The organism is Curtobacterium sp. MCPF17_001, assembly GCF_003234615.1.
In the GTDB taxonomy this organism is placed as follows: domain Bacteria; phylum Actinomycetota; class Actinomycetes; order Actinomycetales; family Microbacteriaceae; genus Curtobacterium.
The window spans coordinates 17,489-36,100 of sequence record NZ_QKSL01000022.1; the positions used below are offsets into that span (position 1 = coordinate 17,489).

Annotated in this window: 19 protein-coding genes; 6 read left to right on the top strand and 13 right to left on the bottom strand. The window is 72.2% G+C overall.

The window, feature by feature from the left end; genetic code table 11:
- Window positions 1-15: 15 nt before the first annotated feature.
- From DEJ24_RS15415 to DEJ24_RS15425, 3 genes are all read right to left on the bottom strand, one after another.
- The gene (locus DEJ24_RS15415) at window positions 16-1,404 is read right to left on the bottom strand and encodes an MFS transporter (RefSeq protein WP_111079372.1); all 1,389 of its coding nucleotides are present in this window, start codon (window positions 1,402-1,404) and stop codon (window positions 16-18) included.
- Window positions 1,401-2,132, bottom strand: a complete 732-nt coding sequence (locus tag DEJ24_RS15420; RefSeq protein ID WP_111079373.1) for an alpha/beta hydrolase — start codon at window positions 2,130-2,132, stop codon at window positions 1,401-1,403. Before DEJ24_RS15420 ends, DEJ24_RS15415 begins: the two co-directional genes overlap by 4 nt.
- Before the next feature lie 95 nt (window positions 2,133-2,227).
- On the bottom strand, window positions 2,228-3,172 hold the full coding sequence (locus DEJ24_RS15425; protein WP_220036727.1) for an SDR family oxidoreductase: 945 nt from the start codon (window positions 3,170-3,172) through the stop codon (window positions 2,228-2,230).
- 63 nt (window positions 3,173-3,235) lie between these two features.
- Between DEJ24_RS15425 and DEJ24_RS15430 the strand changes: the two genes are divergently transcribed.
- A complete protein-coding gene (locus DEJ24_RS15430) occupies window positions 3,236-3,814 on the top strand; it encodes a TetR/AcrR family transcriptional regulator (RefSeq protein WP_146245997.1) in 579 nt (192 codons plus the stop codon).
- Between the two features lie 55 nt (window positions 3,815-3,869).
- Entirely contained in the window at window positions 3,870-5,348 is a 1,479-nt protein-coding gene (locus tag DEJ24_RS15435; RefSeq protein WP_258374847.1) for an aminotransferase class I/II-fold pyridoxal phosphate-dependent enzyme, read from the top strand.
- A 48-nt stretch (window positions 5,349-5,396) separates the two neighbouring features.
- Here the strand turns inward: DEJ24_RS15435 and DEJ24_RS15440 are convergent, their stop codons facing one another.
- The 7 genes from DEJ24_RS15440 to DEJ24_RS15470 all read right to left on the bottom strand — a co-directional run bounded on the left by DEJ24_RS15440 (window position 5,397) and on the right by DEJ24_RS15470 (window position 12,559).
- Window positions 5,397-6,014 (bottom strand): pyridoxamine 5'-phosphate oxidase family protein, encoded by a 618-nt coding sequence (locus tag DEJ24_RS15440; RefSeq protein ID WP_111079376.1) that lies wholly within the window; start codon window positions 6,012-6,014, stop codon window positions 5,397-5,399.
- Window positions 6,011-6,799, bottom strand: coding sequence for a creatininase family protein (locus DEJ24_RS15445; protein ID WP_111079377.1), 789 nt, complete (start codon window positions 6,797-6,799; stop codon window positions 6,011-6,013). The genes DEJ24_RS15440 and DEJ24_RS15445 overlap by 4 nt, the downstream gene beginning before the upstream one ends.
- Window positions 6,796-8,184 (bottom strand): FAD-binding oxidoreductase, encoded by a 1,389-nt coding sequence (locus DEJ24_RS15450; RefSeq protein WP_111079378.1) that lies wholly within the window; start codon window positions 8,182-8,184, stop codon window positions 6,796-6,798. Before DEJ24_RS15450 ends, DEJ24_RS15445 begins: the two co-directional genes overlap by 4 nt.
- Window positions 8,185-8,297: 113 nt before the next feature.
- Entirely contained in the window at window positions 8,298-9,488 is a 1,191-nt protein-coding gene (locus tag DEJ24_RS15455) for an ABC transporter substrate-binding protein (RefSeq protein WP_111079379.1), read from the bottom strand.
- An 88-nt stretch (window positions 9,489-9,576) separates the two neighbouring features.
- Window positions 9,577-10,446 (bottom strand): ABC transporter permease, encoded by an 870-nt coding sequence (locus tag DEJ24_RS15460; protein ID WP_111079380.1) that lies wholly within the window; start codon window positions 10,444-10,446, stop codon window positions 9,577-9,579.
- On the bottom strand, window positions 10,446-11,213 hold the full coding sequence (locus DEJ24_RS15465; RefSeq protein ID WP_258374849.1) for an ABC transporter ATP-binding protein: 768 nt from the start codon (window positions 11,211-11,213) through the stop codon (window positions 10,446-10,448). Before DEJ24_RS15465 ends, DEJ24_RS15460 begins: the two co-directional genes overlap by 1 nt.
- A gap of 35 nt (window positions 11,214-11,248) precedes the next feature.
- The gene (locus DEJ24_RS15470; RefSeq protein ID WP_111079381.1) at window positions 11,249-12,559 is read right to left on the bottom strand and encodes an amidohydrolase family protein; all 1,311 of its coding nucleotides are present in this window, start codon (window positions 12,557-12,559) and stop codon (window positions 11,249-11,251) included.
- A 153-nt stretch (window positions 12,560-12,712) separates the two neighbouring features.
- Here DEJ24_RS15470 and DEJ24_RS15475 point away from each other — a divergent pair, with 153 nt between their 5' ends.
- Window positions 12,713-13,357: a helix-turn-helix domain-containing protein gene (locus tag DEJ24_RS15475; RefSeq protein ID WP_111079382.1), complete on the top strand. Its 645-nt coding sequence runs from the start codon at window positions 12,713-12,715 to the stop codon at window positions 13,355-13,357.
- A complete protein-coding gene (locus DEJ24_RS15480; protein WP_258374850.1) occupies window positions 13,354-14,322 on the top strand; it encodes a PDR/VanB family oxidoreductase in 969 nt (322 codons plus the stop codon). The genes DEJ24_RS15475 and DEJ24_RS15480 overlap by 4 nt, the downstream gene beginning before the upstream one ends.
- Window positions 14,323-14,388: 66 nt before the next feature.
- Here DEJ24_RS15480 and DEJ24_RS15485 read toward each other — a convergent pair whose 3' ends face one another.
- Window positions 14,389-15,786, bottom strand: coding sequence for an amidohydrolase family protein (locus DEJ24_RS15485; RefSeq protein WP_111079383.1), 1,398 nt, complete (start codon window positions 15,784-15,786; stop codon window positions 14,389-14,391).
- A 124-nt stretch (window positions 15,787-15,910) separates the two neighbouring features.
- Here DEJ24_RS15485 and DEJ24_RS15490 point away from each other — a divergent pair, with 124 nt between their 5' ends.
- A complete protein-coding gene (locus DEJ24_RS15490) occupies window positions 15,911-17,209 on the top strand; it encodes an amidohydrolase family protein (protein ID WP_111079384.1) in 1,299 nt (432 codons plus the stop codon).
- Window positions 17,210-17,343: 134 nt separating this feature from the next.
- Window positions 17,344-17,490: a hypothetical protein gene (locus DEJ24_RS17030; protein ID WP_181432989.1), complete on the top strand. Its 147-nt coding sequence runs from the start codon at window positions 17,344-17,346 to the stop codon at window positions 17,488-17,490.
- Between the two features lie 7 nt (window positions 17,491-17,497).
- On the opposite strand, the gene DEJ24_RS15495 is transcribed toward DEJ24_RS17030, so the two are convergent.
- Both DEJ24_RS15495 and DEJ24_RS15500 read right to left on the bottom strand, forming a co-directional pair.
- Window positions 17,498-17,722 (bottom strand): PLDc N-terminal domain-containing protein, encoded by a 225-nt coding sequence (locus DEJ24_RS15495; RefSeq protein ID WP_146242660.1) that lies wholly within the window; start codon window positions 17,720-17,722, stop codon window positions 17,498-17,500.
- Between the two features lie 96 nt (window positions 17,723-17,818).
- Window positions 17,819-18,343, bottom strand: coding sequence for a putative immunity protein (locus DEJ24_RS15500; RefSeq protein WP_111079386.1), 525 nt, complete (start codon window positions 18,341-18,343; stop codon window positions 17,819-17,821).
- Window positions 18,344-18,612: the final 269 nt, after the last annotated feature.

Here is an 18,612-nt window from a genome sequence, read left to right on the forward strand (position 1 = left end):
GGTGCGTCTCGATCGTCAGCGGGCCGAGCGCCGACGTGCGGTGAGGGCGACTGCTGCCACGAGGGCGAGCGCGACTCCGCACGACGCGAAGGCGATGCGGTAGCCTGTGCTCGGAGCCAGGGTGGCGGAGGACGAGGCGATGATCGCTCCGGTGATCTGTGCGCCGAGGGCGCCGCCGATCGTCCGGAGGATCGTGTTCAGACCGGTCGCCTGTCCCGTGACCGTCGGGTCGACGGCTTCGACGATGAGGTTCACCATCGCGGTGAGGGCGAGTCCGACCGCCACGCCGAGGATCGTTGTGCACGCGATGATCGCCCGGATCGAGTCGGCTGCGAGCACGAGGAACGCGTACCCGACCACGCCGGTGATCCCGGCCGCGACGAGGGTCTGCGCGTGTCCGAAGCGGATGCCCGCTCGGCCGGCCATCGGGCCGACGAGCACCATCGTCACCGCGGTGGGGAACAGCAGCAGTCCGGCCTGCAGGGAGGTCGCACCGAACCCGTAGCCCAGGGCGGGCGGGGTCTGCACGAACTGCGGGATGATGCTGAACGCACCGTAGAGCGCGAACCCCACCAGGAGCCCGCCGACGTTCGCGGCCAGGACCGCCGGGTTCCTGAGCAGACGTGGTTGCACCAGGGGCTCCTCGATGCGGAGTTCGAGCAGCACGAAGACGACGAGGGCCACGACACCCACGGCCGCGACCGTCAGGACCACCGGTGGCGGCCACGCCCGCGTCTCACTGATCGCCAGGAGCACCGCCGAGAGCGCCAGGGCGAGCAGCACGGCTCCCCACCAGTCCACCCTGCCGGGCACCCGATCGGCGGACTCCGGGATCATCACGGCGATCAACACCAGTGCGGCGAGATCGACGAGGCTGCTCAGCCAGAAGACCGCCGGCCAGCCCCCTGCGGCCAGCAGTGGTGCGGGCAGGACCAGTCCCACGGCGAACCCGATGCCGAAGGTGCTGCTGACGGCACCGATGGCACTGGGCACCCGGTTCGGTGGCACGATCTCGCGCACGAGCCCGTAGGCGAGCGGGAACGCGGCGGCGCCGATGCCCTGCAGGGCGCGCGCGGCGACGAGCACTGTGATGGAGGGTGCGAGCGCGGCGATGACGGATCCGGCGAGCAGCGCGCCGACGCTGATCAGGAGCAGTCGCTTCTTGCCGAACATGTCCCCGAGTCGTCCGAGCGTGACGGCGGAGACGGAGGAGACGAGCAGGAACGCGCTGAGCACCCAGGAGGATGCGCTGACGGATGCGTGCAGGTCCTCGCGGATCTCGGGGAGCGCGGGCAGCACCATGCTCTGGAGGACGGAGAAGGCGGCGACGGCGCTCAGCAGGGCGAGGGACGCGACCTTCGGGATCGGCCGGGTCTGTTGCCCGGCATCGGCTGTCGTGCTCATGACCGCTCCGCCGGGAAACGGAGCAGCAGCTCGACCAGCGCGGTGGGGGCAGTGACCATGCAGTCGTGACCGGCGTCGAGCTGCCAGACGACGGCAGGATCGCCGTTGGGCTGTCGGCTCGGCAACGACCGTCGTGCGGCCTCCGGCGACGGGCCCTGCATGCAGTCGATGTGGGCGCGGGGGATCCGGAAGCTGCGCGGGTTGCGGATCGTCACCGTCTCCGTGAAGCAGCGGGCGGACTCGTCGCCGATGACGGCCTCCAGGAGGCGGATGTCGGCCGGGTCCGTGACACCGAACCACCCGTCGGCGGTCCGTTCGTCCGCGGGGACGCGCCACGGCGTGTCCGACCCCGCCGCCCGTTCGACTCTCCGGCGCGTCGGTGGGTCGATGGCGACCGCGGACTCACCGTCCGCGGGGATCATCCCGTTCAGGTAGACCAGCTGGCCGACCTGCTCCGGGACGCGATCGGCCACGCCCTCGATGACGAGGCCGGCGTAGCCGTGGCCGACGAGGACCACCTCGTCGAGGTGCTCGGCCTCGATGAGGCTCGTGACGTCGTCGATGTGCGTGTGCAGGCCGACCTCGGGTCCGAGCAGCGACGCTCGCGACCCGTGGCCGGTGAGCGAGGGGGCGTGGCAGGCGTGACCAGCGGCCTCCAGGAGCGGCACGATGCGGTCCCAGACCTGCCCGGCGTGCCAGGCGTCGTGGACGAGGACGAAAGTGGACATGAGGAGGTTCCTTCGGGGATCGAGGTGCCCGGTCGTACCGGCCAGGTGACAGGCACACCGCCGCCCGCGATGTGCGGACGGCGATGTGCGCGGGGTCAGGAGGTGTAGTACCCGGCTTCGAGGTCCTCGAGCAGGGTGGGCCCGGTCGGCTCCCAACCGACGAGCTCACGGGTGGCGGTGCTCGTGGCGGGCTGGTCGCCGCCGAGGAGCGCGCCGAAGACGCCCAGCTGCTCCGGGTCCACCGCAGCGGCAGGGAGGCCGGTCTTCGCGGAGATGACCTCGGCCACGTCGCGCATCCGGACGCCCTCCTCGCCGACGGCGTGGAGCACGGCACCTGCCGGAGCCTTCTCGAGGGCGAGGAAGAACAGGTGGCCGGCGTCGCTGATGTGCACGGCCGGCCAGCGGTTCTGCCCGTCGCCGACGTACGCGGCGGTCCCCAGCTGTCGGTCGAGGCCGACGAGCGCGGCGACGAGGCCGTTTCGGTCCCCCTCACCGTGGACACTGCGGGGCATCCGGACCAGGCCCGAGCGGATGCCGCGGTCCGCGAGCGCGAGGACGGCCGATGCGGTCCGGGCTCGTGCTCCAGCGGGTCCCTCAGGGTCGAGGACGTCGTCCTCGGTCGCCGTCTGACCGAACAGGATCGGTGTGCCGGAGGCGGCGATGAAGGCCTTGCCGCTGCCCTCGAGGGCAGCGCCGATCTTGCCGATCAGCTGCACCTCGTTGTCGACGGTCTCCTCGAACTCGGAGAAGTCGAGGGTGAACGCGAGGTGGGCGACGGCGTCCGCCTTCGTCGCTTCGGAGACGATCAGGTCGTGGTCCTGCATGTCGCCGAGCACCGCGGTGCCACCGGCGGCGACGATCCTCGCGGCCGAGGCCTCCGAGCGGGCGAGGCCGACGACCTCGTGCCCCGCGGCGAGCAGTTCGGTGGTGAGGGCGGTTCCGATCCAGCCGGAAGCGCCGGTGATGAACACGCGCATGGTCTTCGTCCAATCAGGAGCGGGGATGCTCCGGCGGGTGTTCCGACCGGAGCCACTGGTCATGTGACTCAGTACCATCACCATACACGACTGATGTGACTGAGTTGCATCAGCTAAGATGTGGACATGGCCAGATGGGAACCGGATGCCCGGGGACGGCTGCTGCAGGCGGCGATCGAGCTCTTCGGCGCGCGCGGGTACGACACCACCACCGCGGCGCAGATCGCCGAGCACGCCGGCCTGACCCGGACGACGCTCTTCCGCCACTTCGCGGACAAGCGCGAGATCCTGTTCCAAGGCCAGGAGGCCCTGGTCGTGTCCGCAATGGAGGGTGTCGAGAGCGCCCCTGCCGACAGTCAGCCGTTCGACGCGCTCCGCGCGGCGGTCGCCGCGCTCTGCACGATCCACACGGCCGACCGCCGGGACACCGGCCGCCGCCTCGACACGATCCTGGCGTCGAGCCCCGAATTGCAGGAACGTGCCGTCTTCAAGCGGTCCGCCATCACGAACGCGCTGCACGGTGCCCTGACCGCCCGCTTCGGAGACGCCCGTCAGGCCGCAGTCCTCGCCGATGTCGGTGTGCGCGCCTACTACGACGGCTTCGCATCGTGGATCACGTCGAGCGACGAGGGACCCCTGGCGGAGGTCGTCGAGCACGAGCTGGACGAGTACGGGTCGGTCCTGTCGCGGATGACCGTCGGCTGATCACTGCCCGTCGTTGCTGAGGCGGTCCCAACGAACCCCGGGATAGACCGGGTCCATGCCTGACGACCTGGACCAGACGGACGCCCCGTTCCTCGACGCCCTGCGGGACCACCACGCGATGAACCGGTACAGCTTCTCGCCGCCCGGGCACCGGCAGGGCCGCGGGGTCGACACCGAGACGCTGTCGGTGCTCGGGATGGACCCGTTCCGCAACGACGTGCTCGCCAGCGGCGGTCTCGACGACCGGACGTCGTCGAACGCCTACCTCGCGACCGCGGAGGCCCTGATGGCGGATGCCGTGGGCGCGGACAAGGTCTTCTTCTCGACCTGCGGCAGCTCACTGTCCGTCAAGGCGGCGATGCTCTCGGTGGCCGGCGTCGACGGTGGCATCGTGATCGGTCGCGATGCCCACAAGTCGGTGACCGCAGGCCTGGTGTTCTCCGGGCTGCAGCCGCACTGGGTGGAACCGCGGCTCGACGCCGACCAGGGGATCTCGCACCCGCCGTCGCCCGAGGACTACGCCGCGGTCTGGGACGCCCACCCGGACGCCGCCGCTGCGCTGGTGGTCAGCCCCACCCCGTACGGCACCTGCGCCGACATCGAGGGCATCGCGGCGGTCTGCCACGAGCGCGGCAAGCCCCTCATCGTGGACGAGGCGTGGGGCGCGCACCTGCCGTTCTCCGAGCAGCTGCCTTCGTGGGCGATGAGCGCCGGTGCCGACGTGTGCGTCACGAGCGTGCACAAGATGGGCCTCGGCTTCGAGCAGGGGTCCGTCCTGCACCTCCGCGGCGACCTCGTGGACCACGATCATCTCTGGGCCTGCGCCGACATGCTCATGACGACCAGCCCGAACGTGCTCGTCTACGCCGCCATGGACGGGTGGCGTCGACACATGGTGCAGGACGGCGCGGACCGCATCGCGCAGGCCATCGAGCTGGCCGACCGCACCCGGGAGCGGATCGACGCCATCGACGGGATCACCGTGCTGCACGACGAGCTGCTGCACGCCGAGGCGTCGCACGAGCTCGACCCGATGCGCATGCTGCTCGACATCCAGGCGCTCGGCATCAACGGGTACCACGCACTCGACTGGATCCGTCAGCACCACCAGATCGACCTCGGGTTGTCCGATCACCGGCACCTCGGCGTCGACATCTCGATCGCGGACGACGAGTTCACGACCGACCGGCTGGTGCAGGCGCTCGAGGACCTGGCGGCTGCGGCACCCGGGCTCGACCAGGACCCCCCGGTGCAGCTGCCGGACCGCTCGGGCATCCAGCTCGAGTCGGTCGTCACCCCGCGCGAGGCGTTCTTCGCCCCGGCCGAGTCCGTCCCGGCGGAGCAGGCGGTGGGCAGGATCGCGGCCGAGCAGGCGACGCCCTACCCACCCGGCATCCCCGCCTACGTCCCGGGGGAGCGGCTGACCGCCGAGGTCATCGACTACCTGCGGAGCGGACTCGAGGCGGGCATGGTCCTGCCGGACCCGACCGACGGCAGCCTCGGCACCATCCGCGTCATGCGCGACGTGCGGTAGCGGCCGGGAGGCCCGGGGCGCGTCCGGCAGGTCCGTCGCGCGGTCCGGTCAGCCCGGCCACGTCTCCAGCCCCCACGACCCGTCCGCGCGTCGCTCGTAGGCGAGCCGGTTGCTCGGCCCGTCCGTCGCACCCGTCCAGAAGAGCATCCGCACCGGCGTCAGCGCGTACCCGCCCCACGTCGCGGGCGGGTCGAGCGGCGCTCCGCCCCCGGTCGCCTCGAAGGACGCCCACCGCGACCGCCGCTCGTCGGCCGGTACGGCCGCCAGGTCGGCGTCGTTCACCCAGGCGAGCACCTGCAGGTAGCGGGCGCGCGCGTCGTAGGCGATCCGCGCCTCCCGGTCGGTCACCCGAGCGACGTCACCGGTGACGACGAGTTGCCGGGCTGACTCCGGCCAGACGATCGTCATGGAGGCCCGCGCCACGGCCGCCAGCTCGGCTGCCTTGCGGCTCCGGGTGTCGGTGTGGAAGTGCAGGCGCTGCCCGTCGAACTGCGACAGCAGGACCGTCCGCGCCGACGGGTACCCGTCCAGGCCGATCGTGGACAGGGTCATCGTCGGCGTGACGCCCGAGCCGGCCGGCGGGAGCCAGGCCGCGGCGAGCACGAGCGGGTCCGTGGGCGGCGGACCTGCGTCGGCTGCCGCGACCTGCCCGGGCAGCGTGGTCACCGCGGGCCGGCGGGGTCGAAGCGGGCGATCTCGTGCAGCGAGGCCACCGCCTCGGCGAGGGAGTGCTCCCACAGGGCTGCGCCGTACGAGGCGGAGGCGCGGCTCGCGTCCCCGACGACGCCGGGCGTCCCGAAGTCGTTCGACAGCCAGCCGAAGGACACCGGACCACCGTTGAACGCGATCTTCTCGAAGTCCGCCAGGTGGTCCGGCACCCACCGTTCGGCGAGCGTCATGTCGACCAGGTCCGGCCGCAGGTGCAGGATCATCGACGTCTCCGCCGCACCGCCGTGGATGCCGAGTCCGCGTTCGTCCGCGTCCTCGCCGTCCGGGCCGGGCATCCGGGCGAGGGTCGGCATCAGGAACGTCTTCAGTCCGTACCGCTTGCGGATCTCCCGCAGCGCGACCTGCAGCAGCGCCACGTTCCCGCCGTGCCCGTTCGCGAAGACCAGCGTGCCCGCGCCGGTCAGGGCGACGGCACGGCCGACCTGCACCACGGTGTCGAACATCGTGTCGGCGTCGAGCCACACCGTGCCGGGTGCCCAGCTGTGCTCGTCGGACTTCGTGAACGCCAGGGTGGGCAGCTGCCAGACGTCGAGCCCCTCGGCCGCGGCCTGCTCGACCGCGGCGCCGCCGATGTGGTCGGCGAGCAGGAAGTCCGTCAGCAGCGGCAGGTGCGGGCCGTGGTGTTCGACCGCTCCGGTGGGCTGGACGACGATGGTGTCCGCCGTGAAGCCGGCGGCGACGGCCGGCCCGGACAGCTCGGCGAGCTTGCGCGTGCGGCTCACTTGCCGAACCCGGGGACGGCGGGCTGGGCGGAGGCGGTGGACCCGCCGGACTGCACGAGCGCGGGGTCGATGACGTGACCGGGGTTGAGCAGCCCGTCCGGGTCGGTGCGCTGCTTGAGGGCGAGCAGCTCCTCCACCCCGTGGTCGACGTAGTACTGGTGCGGGCTGTGCACCCGGACGCCGAGGTCCCGCAGGACGGGGTAGCCGGCGTAGACGTCATCCGCACCGGTGTAGGGCGCGGTGAGCATGCCGATCGGGCCGACGTGTGCCGCCTCGATGTGCAGCATCGCGCCCGGGTAGACGGCCTCCACCTCGGCGATCCGGTCGATCAGGGCCTCGCCGCCGACCTCGACGTGGAAGTACTCGGTGTCGGGGGAGTTCCGCTTCAGCCACCAGATCGGGTGGTTGTAGGACAGCATGGACACCTTCGTGGTCTGCTGCAGCCCCTCGCGCACGTCCTCGACGGTGCCGCCGGCCAGGCCGATCAGGTCGCGGGCCTCGTCGAGCGTGACGGCGTCGATGATCCCCCGGAGGCTCGCGCGGCCCGCCACGATCGCGGCGTCCGTGGGCAGGGTGGCGGCGATCGCAGCGCGGTCGGCGCTGACCAGGCGTGGCACCGGGTCCAGCCCGCGGAGGGTGCGGACGGCCGCGAGCGCCTGTTCGAAGCTCGGGAAGGACGCGTACACGGCCCGCCAGTCCTGCAGCGGTTCGAGCCGGACCGTGGCTCGGGCGATGACGCCAGCCGTGCCGTAGGTGTGCACGAAGGGCTGTGCCGCGTCGCCCTCGACGTGCAGCAGGCCCGGTTCGCCGGGCAGCGCGATGTCGAGCGCGGTCACGAAGCCCTGCCAGTTCGACCCGTGCGCGATCGAGCCGGTGCCACCGGAGCCGCCGGAGAGGAAGCCGCCGATCGTGGACTGCGCCGTCGACGGGTACATCCAGAGCTGCTGCCCGGTCGTCGCTGCCGCCTGTTCGAGGGCGACCATCGTGGTGCCGGCCTCGGCGGTGATCCAGCCGTCGCCGACCTCGACGACGGCGCGCGCCCGAGAGGTGTCGAGCACCAGGCCGCCGTGCAGCGGGATGCCCTGCCCGTAGTTGCCGGTGCCCTTGCCCCGGGTGGTGACGGGGACCCCGTGGCGGATCGCGGCCTCCAGCGTGGCGGCGATCTCGTCGGCGCTCGCGGGGGAGGCGACGAGGTCCGCCAGTCCGAGTGGCAGCTGCTCGCTGAGGATCGGGCTCATGGTGGCCTCGTCGACCGAGGCGCGTTCGCGGGTGCGTTGGTCCGCGCTCACGCCGCGCTCACCGAGCAGGGTGACGAGGTCGGCGCGGAGCGCCTCGAGCGTGGCGGGGGAGGCGGTGCCGACGGTGGCCGGGGTGACGATGGTCATGCTTGCTCCTGATGGCTGCTGAGCGTTCGGGTGCGGGACGGGAGGCGCGGGCGGACGTGCCCCGCGCCTCCTGTCCGGTGGGTGGTCGGCGAGCCGACCGGTGACGGGACGACCTAGAAGCCGAGTGAGATCGACTTGTCCAGGAACTCGTTCGTGTAGAGGTCGGACGGCGCGAGGCCCTCCTTCATGCCGCCGTCGGATCCGGAGAACACCGGCGTGGCCTTCGCGATGAAGTCGGACATGCGCTTCTCGTCCATGTCACCGACGTAGCCGTTGTCACCGTCGGTCGCGATGCCGCGCTTCCGCATCTGCTCGGCCGCGAAGGCCCCGACCTTCGAGTCGTACGTCCAGCCGTTGTTGTACTGCTGCACGAGCTGCGTGATGAGGTCGTTCGTCGCACCCGGGGAGGTCAGGTAGTCGACGTCGGCCTGCTGCATGACCGGGACGAGGGCCTTCAGGCAGGGCGCCAGCTCCGTCTTGTCACCCGAGCGGATCGACATGGTCTCGGGGTACGGGTTCCAGCCGGTGCTCGAGATGAGGGCGGACGAGATCTTCTTGCCCCAGGCCGGGACCTGGTGCTGGTAGACGTACGGCTCGGCGGTCGCGAAGCCCTGCTGGGCGTCCTTGCCGCCGGCGGAGACGAACTTCGACGGGGTGCCGTCGTAGCTGCCGTCGAGGACGCTCTTCGGCAGGTTGCCGGAGTCCTGCAGGTAGGACATGTACGCGGCGTCGTTGAAGTAGCGGACGACGCCGTCCTTCTTCTCGAGGGCCTTGCCGAGGCTCTTGATGCTGTCGACCTCGGGGTAGGTCTTCGGGTCCCACATGATGACCATCGGGGACTGGTCGTTCTCGGCGAAGACGGCCGTCGTCGGCAGCTTGTCGGAGAACGAGACCGCCTCGTCGGTGGAGACGTAGCCGAGGGTGATCGACTTGTCCTGGTACATCTGCGAGCTGACCTTCGAGTACCCGATGGCCGGGCCGCCGGCGCGCACCTCGAGCTTGACGCCGGTCGGCTTCCCGTTCGCGACGAGGTCGCCGGTCACCTTCTTGCCGGAGGCGTCGATCGTCGGGTTCGCGCCGAGCATCTGGTAGAGGTGGCCGTGGTCACCCTCGGGGTTCCAGTCGGTCTGGACGACGACGGTCGCCGGGCAGACGCCGGAGAGGTCGACGGCCGGACCGGTGGCCGCGGTCGTCGCGGCGGTCGTCGTGGCGCTGCTGGCCGAGCCGCTCGCACAGCCGGTGAGGGCGATGGCCGTGACGGTGAGGGCGGCGGTGACAGCGCCGATTCGGGTGGTGGTGCGCATGGAGGCTCCGATCGTGGTGCGGGTCTCGTGGTGCTGGGGATGGGTGCTGTGGGAAGGAGGGATCAGGGGTCGGCCGACGGTGGGATCGTCAGCCGAAGTCGTGCCAGCGGCCGACGGCCAGGCGGCCGAGCAGGCCGAAGACCAGGAACACCGCGACGCCGTAGAGCGAGGCGATGATGATGGTCGCGTAGAGCTCCGGCCCCATCAGCCGTGACGCGGTCACCTGGATGAGGACGCCGAGGCCGGGGTTGCCGCGCTGGAAGAACTGGTCGCCGACGATCGCGCCGATCACGCTCAGACCGGCCGAGGTACGCAGCCCGACGAAGATCGACGGCAGCGCCGCGGGGACCTGGAGCTTCACCAGTCGGGCGAACCGGCCGGCACGCTGCAGCTGGAAGAGCTCGTGCTGCGCCCGGTCGGCGGACTGCAGCCCGAAGAGCGTGTTCGACACCATCGGGAACAGGGCGATCATCACGGTGACGATGACCCGGCTGGTGAACTCGTACCCGAAGAGTGCGCCGATCAGCGGCACGAGCGCCAGGATCGGCACGCACTGCAGCACGACGGCGTACGGGTAGAGCGAGTTCTCGAGCCACTTCGCCTGCGCCATCGCCATCGCCCAGAGGACCCCGATCACGATCGCGAACGCCAGGCCGGTGAGCGACACGACCGTGGTGCGACCGAGTGCGAGCCACAGGTCGTGGCCGAAGGTCGAGGGGGCGCCGTTCATCCCGGTCGGCGCGACGATCGCCTTGAGCACCAGGTGCGGGTACGGCACGAGGAACGCCAGGCTCCGCACGTGGTCGTAGTAGGCGGCGACCGCGTACCAGACGGCGACGAGCACGCCGAGGACGACGACGGGCTGCCACCAGGTGACCGACCGGCGGGTGCGGGGGGTGGAGCGGCGGGCGGCGGCGCGCGTGGTGCGGGCCTCGGCGACCTCCTGGAGCGTGACCATCAGCGGTGTCCTTCCCGGAGAGCGTGCGAGACCTCGCCGACCAGCTCGGCGAACTCGGGGGTGAAGCGGATGTCGGGGTCGCGCGGCATCGGGAAGGGCACGTCGAAGCGGCCGACGATGCTGCCGGGTCGGCCGGACATCACGATCACCTCGGTGGACAGGTACACGGCCTCGGAGACGGAGTGCGTGATGAAGAGCCCGGCGAACTGCTGCTCCACGAACAGCCGCAGGAGTTCGTCGTTGAGGCGCTCGCGCGTGATCTCGTCGAGGGCGCCGAACGGTTCGTCGAACAGGAACAGCTCCGGGTCGAGGGTCAGCGACCGGGCGAGCGAGACGCGCATCCGCATGCCGCCGGAGAGCTGCTTCGGCAGGTTCGCCTCGAAGCCGTTCAGGCCGACCAGGTCGATCGCGTGCTTCGCCTTCGCGGCCCGCTCGGCCTTCGGGACGTGACCGAGTTCGGCGAGCAGTTCGACGTTCCCCTGCACGCTCCGCCAGGGCAGCAACGTGGCGTCCTGGAAGACGTAGCCGATCCGGTCGGCGGCGACTCCCGCGGTGCCGTCGGACGCGGTCTCGAGGCCGGACGCGATCCGGAGCAGTGTCGACTTGCCGCACCCGGAGGGGCCGACGACCGAGACGAACTGGCCGCGGCCCACGGTCAGGTCGACGCCCTGCAGGGCGACGGTGCCGTTCGGGAACGTCATCTCGACGTTCCGGAAGTCGAGCAGCGTGTCCGTCGTGGTGACGGGGGCTGGTGCGGTGGTGGTCACGGCTACCTCGTGTTCTCGTGCATGGTCGTGCGCGGTCAGGGAACGGGGACGGGGGTCAGGGGACGAGCTGGGTGACGGACGGACGGGCGTTCCGTGCTGACGGTTCGTGTCCGGGCGACGGTGCGCCGCACCTCGGTGCGGGCGACGAGTCGTCCGCGGGACAGGACGATCCGGTCGGCGGGCGCGTTCGCCACCGCGTCGGTGACGCTGGTCGCGGCGACGGCGAGCAGGTCGGCGCGCGCTCCGACGACGGGGCCCGCGGCCGGGAGGCCCATCACGCTCCGGGCGGCGTCGCTCACCATCGCGTACGCCTCGTCCGGCGTCAGGTGCCCGGCGGTCACGAGCAGGGACGCGGTCTCGAGGGCGTCGCTCCGGCCGACCGGGTTGAACGGGTCGCGGACGTTGTCGGCGCCGGCGGCCACGCGGACCCCGGCGGCGAGGAGCGCCCGGATCGCGGTCAGCCCGCGGGGGGTCGACACCGGGTGCTGCCAGCCCTGCAGGTACAGGTTCGTGATCGGCAGCGTGATGACGCCGAGGTCCGCGGCGGCGACATCGGCCACCACCTCGGCGAGGCGCTCCGGTCCGAGGGTGCCGAGTCGCACACAGTGCCCGGCGGAGTACTGCCGGTCGCGCGGCCAGTCGCGGACGGCGCGGGCGTAGTGGTCGAGGGTGACGGGTCCGTCGAGGCTCTCGTCGGCGTGCAGGTCGACACCGAGACCGCGACGGTGGGCGATCGCCAGCAGTCGGTCGACGTCGGCGAGGGGGTCGTCCGCCAGGTGCGGAGCGCCGCCGACCAGGTCCACGCCGAGGTCCAGGACCGCCTCGACGTGCTCGTCGGGGGCGAGCGGTCCGGCGAGGGCGACGAGTTCGATGTCCATCAGGTCGGCGAGCTCGTCCCGGACCTGCACGAGGGCACGGGCGCCGCGGACGGCGTCGGCGACCGTCCCGGTCCCGCCGTGGCTGAGGACGTCCACGTGGGTGCGGACCGCGGTGGTGCCGGCTGACAGCAGCGCGAGGGCGGCGGTCCGGGCCCGGTCGGCGATCTCGTCGACGGACATCGTCGTGGCGTACGCGGCCCAGGCGGCGATCGCGGAGCCCAGGTCACCGAGCGGCGGGTCGATCCGGTCGGCGCTGAGGGCCTTGTCGAGGTGTGCGTGCGGTTCGGCCGGGGCGGTCAGGAGCAGGCGACCCTCGAGGTCGAGCGTGCTCGCGGCGGGGGCGTCGAGCGTGCCGGCCGGTGCCACCTCGGTGACGGTGTCCCCGGTGATCGCGACGTCCACGAGTCCGCCGTCGGGCAGCAGCGCGGACCGCAGGAGGGTGATCGGGCGTGGCAGTGACTCGTCCAAGGGACCCTCTCGATCGTGTGTGACAATGTTGATCGCATCAACATCCACGATGCTAGGTGGGTCGTGTTTCCCACCCGTTTCGCTCCGGTTGCCGACTGTGACGAGATGGGATGCACGGAACGGCCCGCTGGTCCGGACCACGATCGGAGCGCGATGCCCACCGACCTCCTGCCCCACGCCGACCTGCCACCGGACGCTCCTGAGGCCGACCGGGTCGTCGACGAACAGGCGCGTCTCGTCGGCGAGCACATCCGGGCGCTCCGGCGTTCGGCGCGACTGACCCTCGTCCAGCTCGCCGAGCGGACCGGGCTCTCGCACCCGTTCCTCAGCCAGGTCGAACGCGGCCACTCCCGCGCCAGCATGGTGTCGCTCGAGAAGATCGCCACCGCGCTCGACACCACCCAGGTCGCACTCCTCGCCGCCGGCGCCCCGGCCCGGGACGAGCCGGACGACCGACGACCCGAGGTGCTCCGCGCCGACGAGGGCGCCCGCGGACCGTTCTCCAGCGGCGAGGCGCGGCTGCTCGTGCACGCCGGACCGCACGCCTTCGAGCCGCTCGAGTGGAAGGGCGACGACACCGACCTCGGGGAGTACTTCGAGCACCGCGAGGACGAGTTCCTCACGGTGCTCGAAGGCGACGTCCTGCTCGACCTCCGCGGCCAGGACGTGCTCCGCCTGGGTCCCGGCGACTCGGCCTACTACCGCGGCGGGACCGGCCACCGCTGGTGCAGTGCCGACGGCAGCGCCTTCCACATGATCGTCGTCAAGGAGACCCCGCGGGCCGGAGCCGCGTCGTGAGCGCCGGTCTGGTCGAGGCCCCGGACGCCCGGCTCCGGATGCGGATCGCCGACCGGCAGCGGGTGGCCGAGGACGTCGTCACCCTCGACCTCGCGTCGGTCGACGGCGTCGCCCTGCCCGAGTGGGAACCCGGAGCCCACGTGGACCTCGAGGTCGCGCCCGGCACCGAACGGCAGTACTCGCTCGTCACCACCACCCCCGACGGGCACTGGCGGGTGGCGGTCCTCCGCGAAGCCTCCGGTCGTGGCGGGTCCGTCGCCGTGCACGACACGCTCCGCGTCGGCGACGAGGTCCTGGTCGGCGGCCCGCGCAACCACTTCGGCTTCGACCCCGACCGGCCCGCGGTGTTCGTCGCCGGCGGCATCGGCATCACCCCGATCCGCGCCATGATCGCCGCTGCCGAGGCTGCCGGCACCCCGTGGGAGCTCCACTACGCCGGCCGCACCCGGGACCGGATGGCCTTCGCCGACGAACTCGTCGTGGCCCACGCGGACCGCGTGGCGCTCGCCGTCGCCGACGACGGCACCCGGATCGACGTGGCCGCGCTCCTCGCGGTGCCCCGGGACGCCGTCGTCTACTGCTGCGGCCCCCGCCGCTTGATGGACGCGGTCGAGGCCGCCGCCGCGCACTGGCCCGCGGGCAGCGTCCGGGTCGAGCGGTTCGAGCCGGCCGCCGACGTCGACGCCCCGGGGGAGTCGTTCGAGGTGGAGCTCACCCTCACCGGGGTCACGGTCACCGTCCCGTCCGACCGCACCCTGCTCGAGGTCGCGGAGGACGCCGGCGCGTTCGTGCTGTCGTCGTGCCGGGAGGGCACCTGCGGCACGTGCGAGACCCTAGTCCTCGACGGCGCGATCGACCACCGCGACACCGTGCTCAGCCCGGCGGAGCAGGCCGACGACCGCACCATGATGGTCTGCGTCTCCCGCGCCAGGCGTGGCTGCCCGCGGCTGGTGCTCGAACTCTGACACGCCGGACGGGAGGCTCGGGTACCGACGCGAGCAGGGCCTCCCGTCCGCCGCGGTGCCGGCCCGTCAGGGGCGCTCGGTGTCCTCCAGTGGTGCACCGGTGAGCGCCGAGAGACGCTCGAGCCCGGCCTGCTCGACGAGCTGGCGGGCCAGCGGACGGGCGCGGGCCACGGCCTCCCGGACGTCGACGCGGGTCACCTCGAAGTCCGCCAGGCTGAGCTCACCGTCGACCCAGACGTCCTTCACCTCGCGGCTGCCGGCGACGAACACGATCGCCTGGAACGGGTCGTGCACGTTCGCGAGCGTCGGGCTCTCCCCGTCGAACACGACCAGGTCGGCGCGCTTGCCGGGCTCCAGCGACCCGATCTCGGCGTCCATCCGCAGTGCCGTCGCGCCGCCGATCGTCCCCATCTCGAACGCCTCGCGGGCGGTCATCGCGGTCGCCTGCAGGTCCCGGATCCGGGCGAGCAACGCCGCGGTCTTCATCGCCTGCAGGAAGTCCTGCGAGTCGTTCGACGCCGGCCCGTCGACGCCGATGCCGACCGGGATCCCGAGCGCCCGGAGTTCCGCGACCGGCGCGATGCCGCTCGCCAGGATGCCGTTCGCCACCGGGTTGTGCGCGACGCCGACGCCGTTCGACGCGTAGGTCTCACGGTCCTCCCGGTCCATCCAGACGCTGTGCGCGGCGATCACCGGCACCCGGAACATGCCCGTCGCCTCGGCGTGCCCGACGACCGTCCTGCCGGTGCGCTGACGGGCTGCGGTGACCTCTTCGCGGACCTCGTGCACGTGCACGTGGATGCCGTGCCCACCGTCGACCGCGTAGTCGATGTGCTCCTGCCACGCGGCGTCCGAGTACCGGCCGATCGAGGACATCCCCACCCGGAACGTGCTGTACCGGCTGGCGTCGGCCGCCTCGCGCAGGGCGTCGAACTCCGCCAGGATCGGGGCCGGGCCGAAGCCGCGGTCGACGTCCCCGGAGCCGAACGACACCACGCCGCGCAGGCCCAGCTCCTCGAGTGCCTGCACGACCCCCGGGGTCGCCGGTTCTCCGGCGATCGGGTCCGAGCAGAACATGTCGTTCGCGGTCGTCACGCCGCTCCGGAGCATCTGGATGCCCTGCAGCATCGTGCCCGCGTACGCCTTGTCCCGCGTCATCACCGGGTTCACGTGGGAGATCAGGGCGTTCAGCCACTCCCACAGCGTGTACTGCGAGCCGATGCCCGTGATGAGCCCCTCGCTGAAGTGCCCGTGCGTGTTCACGAAGCCCGGCGTGACCAGGTCGTGCGCCCCGCCGCGGACCGTCGCACCGGGGTGTGCTGCCGACAGCTCGGCGAACGTGCCGACCGCGGCGACCCGGTCGCCGTCGAGGAGCACCGCGCCGTCCCGGATCGCGGACGGGGTCTCGGAGTGGTCGGGGGCGGCGGTCAGCACCCACCCGCCGCGGATCAGGGTCTGGGTCATGGGGGGACCCTAGGGACCGCGTGTTTCGCCGGTGTCACCGTCCGGTTTCCCCCGCTCGCAGCGTGCCTCCGCCGGAACGACGGGCGTCACGAGCACGAAACAGCGCCCTGCTACAAACGCTTGCATGCTGACCGTCACCGGTGCCCTCCGCGTCCTCGTCGATCCCCGCACCGAACACGACGGTGACGTGGTCGTCGACGACGGCAGCGCAGTCACGACGACCCTCGACGCCGCCGGTTGCGTCGTCACCGCCGGCCTCGTCAACGCGCACCACCACCTGCTGCAGACCGCCTTCCGGACGCTCCCCGGGACCCGTGGCGTGCCGATGGCGGAGTGGCTCCCGACGATGGCCGCTGCGTACGCCGCGGCGGGGCCCGACCCGGAGCTCTACGGGCTGGCCGCGGCCGCCGGAGCCGCGGAGGGCCTCCTGTCCGGCGTCACGACGATCGCCGACCACCACCTCAACTGGCCGGTCGACGCCACCACCGACGACACCGTCGCGCTCGCCGCAGCCACCGTGGACGCGGTCCGTGGTCTCGGTGGTCGGCTCGTCTTCGTCCGGGGGAGCGCGCGGGACGACCCGTCGCAGGCGGCGGCATCGGCGGACGCGATCGTCCGGGCCCTGCTGCACGAGGACGCCGTCGGCGGCACCGACCCGGACGGGCGGCTGCAGGTCGCGGTCGGGCCGGCGGGCGTGCACTCCGACGGAGAGGGCACGTTCCGGGCGCTGGGCGAGGTCGCCGCGGAGCACGGCCTCCGTCGACGGACGCAGGCGAACGAACAGGTGGACACCGCGATCGCGCTGGAGCGGTACGGACGGCGACCGCTCGACCTCCTCGAGGAGTGGGGGTGGCTCGCGCCGGACGTCACGATCGCGCACCTCTGCGACGTCACCGACGACGAGATCGAGCGCCTCGCGACCGCCGGGGTCACCGCCACCCACGCACCGGGGTGCGACGTGCCGATGGGGTGGGGGATCGCGCCGGTCGCCCGGCTCGCCGCCGCGGGTGTGCCGGTCGGTCTCGGCACGAGCGGTGGAGGCAGCAACGACGCCGGACACCTGCTCGCCGACGCTCGGCTCGCGATGCAGGTGTCCGCGCTGGTCGGACCGCAGCTGCCGGCACGTCAGGTGCTCGGGATGGCGACCGAGGGCTCCGCCGTCGGTCTCGGCAGGCCGGAGCTCGGTCACCTCGGCGCCGGATCAGCGGGGGACCTCTGCGTGTGGGACGTGTCCGGGGTCGCCGACGCCGGTGTGGCGGACCCGGTCGCGGGCCTCCTGTGGGCGTCACCGGGACGGCGGCCGAAGCACGTCGTCGTCGGTGGGCGCGTGGTGGTGCGGGACGGGAGGCTCGTCACGGCCGACGAGGGCGAGCTGGCGGCCCGGCTGCGGGAGCGGCTGGCACGCGGGCGCTCCCGTCCGTGAGATGCCCCCTTCGTGCCGAGACGCTGCCGGGGTCCGCGGCGTCTCGGGACGAAGGGGGCGTCGAGCACTGACGGGCGTGTCTCGACGTGTACCCGGCCGCCGGGGTACGGTTCGCAGGACGAGGGAGGACCGTCATGCGGATCCTGGGGAACGTGGTTCGAGGGCTGGTGTTCGTCCTCGAGTCGGTGGCGAAGACGATCGGCGCGATGTCCGGCGCGCACACGCACGACCTGGAGGGCCAGCGGAAGCTCTACGAGCAGCGGCCCGACTACCGGCCCTGAGCCTCAGTCAGTGCGCGCGGTTGAGTCGGTCGGCGAGTCGACCCAGTGCCCAGTTGATCAGGAAGCCGAGTGCGCCGAGGACCGGGAGCGCGATGACCACGACGGTCCAGACCACCTTCGCCAACTGCGAGCGGGTCCGGTCGCGCCAGAGCAGCACGAGCGTTCCGACCTCCAGCAGCACGAGCACGAGCAGCACGGCCATGTGCGCGCTGCCGAGCGAGTTCTGGAACACGTCCCCCACCTTCCGGAGCACGCGGTCGCACCCCGATCGGGAGTGTAGCGGTGCCGCGGTGCCGGGACACGCCTCCCAGATCGTGAGCGCCAGCGGTCAAGGAGCTTCGAGGATCGACGCCTGGAGCGCCCGAATGGTGACGGCGAGGCCGCCGGAGGCCAACAGGCCGGACCCGAGCGGCCCGGACGAGTCGGTGCCGAGCAGGGGGAGACGGCGTAGTGCGCTCCGGACGCCGGCGTGCATGTGGGCGATCTGCCAGCCGAGCTCGTCCGAGTCGGGGTCGCCCAGCCCGACGGCGCGCACGGCGTAGGCGGCAGCCCCGAGCGCATGGGCGCCCATGTGGGCGACACCGGAGGCCTGGCCTGCGGCGAACGCGGCTGCCCGCGCGGCGGGATCGCGGACGACCGAGGCAGCGCGCCCGGTCTCGAAGCGACGGCGGATCATGTCCGACGCCTCGATCTCACCCCGAGCGAAGGCCCGGGTGCGTGCGATCCCGTCGCGAGGACGGGCGTCCTCGGGGACCGCGCGCTCGAACAGTGGGAGGACCCGCTCGGCGCAGTCCGCAGCCCACGCGGCCGCCAATCGACGGTCGCTGAGGTCGAGCGTCTGCGCAGAGGCCATGCCCGCACCCTCGCACAGCGGCACGGTGGGCGCATGCGAGAACGCCGCCCCGGTGTGTCCGGGGCGGCGTTCTCGTGGTGTGTCAGATCGGGTGTTACGTGATCGCGCTTACTTGATCTGGGCGGTGATGGTGGCGGTGCCGACGAGCAGGCCGCCCTTGACGGCGTCGGTCTTGAAGGTGTCGTTGAGCAGCTTCGCGGCGTCGGCGGAGACGTGGACGGTGGTGCCGGTCAGGATCGCGTTGTCGCCCTCGAGCTGCAGCGGCTTGA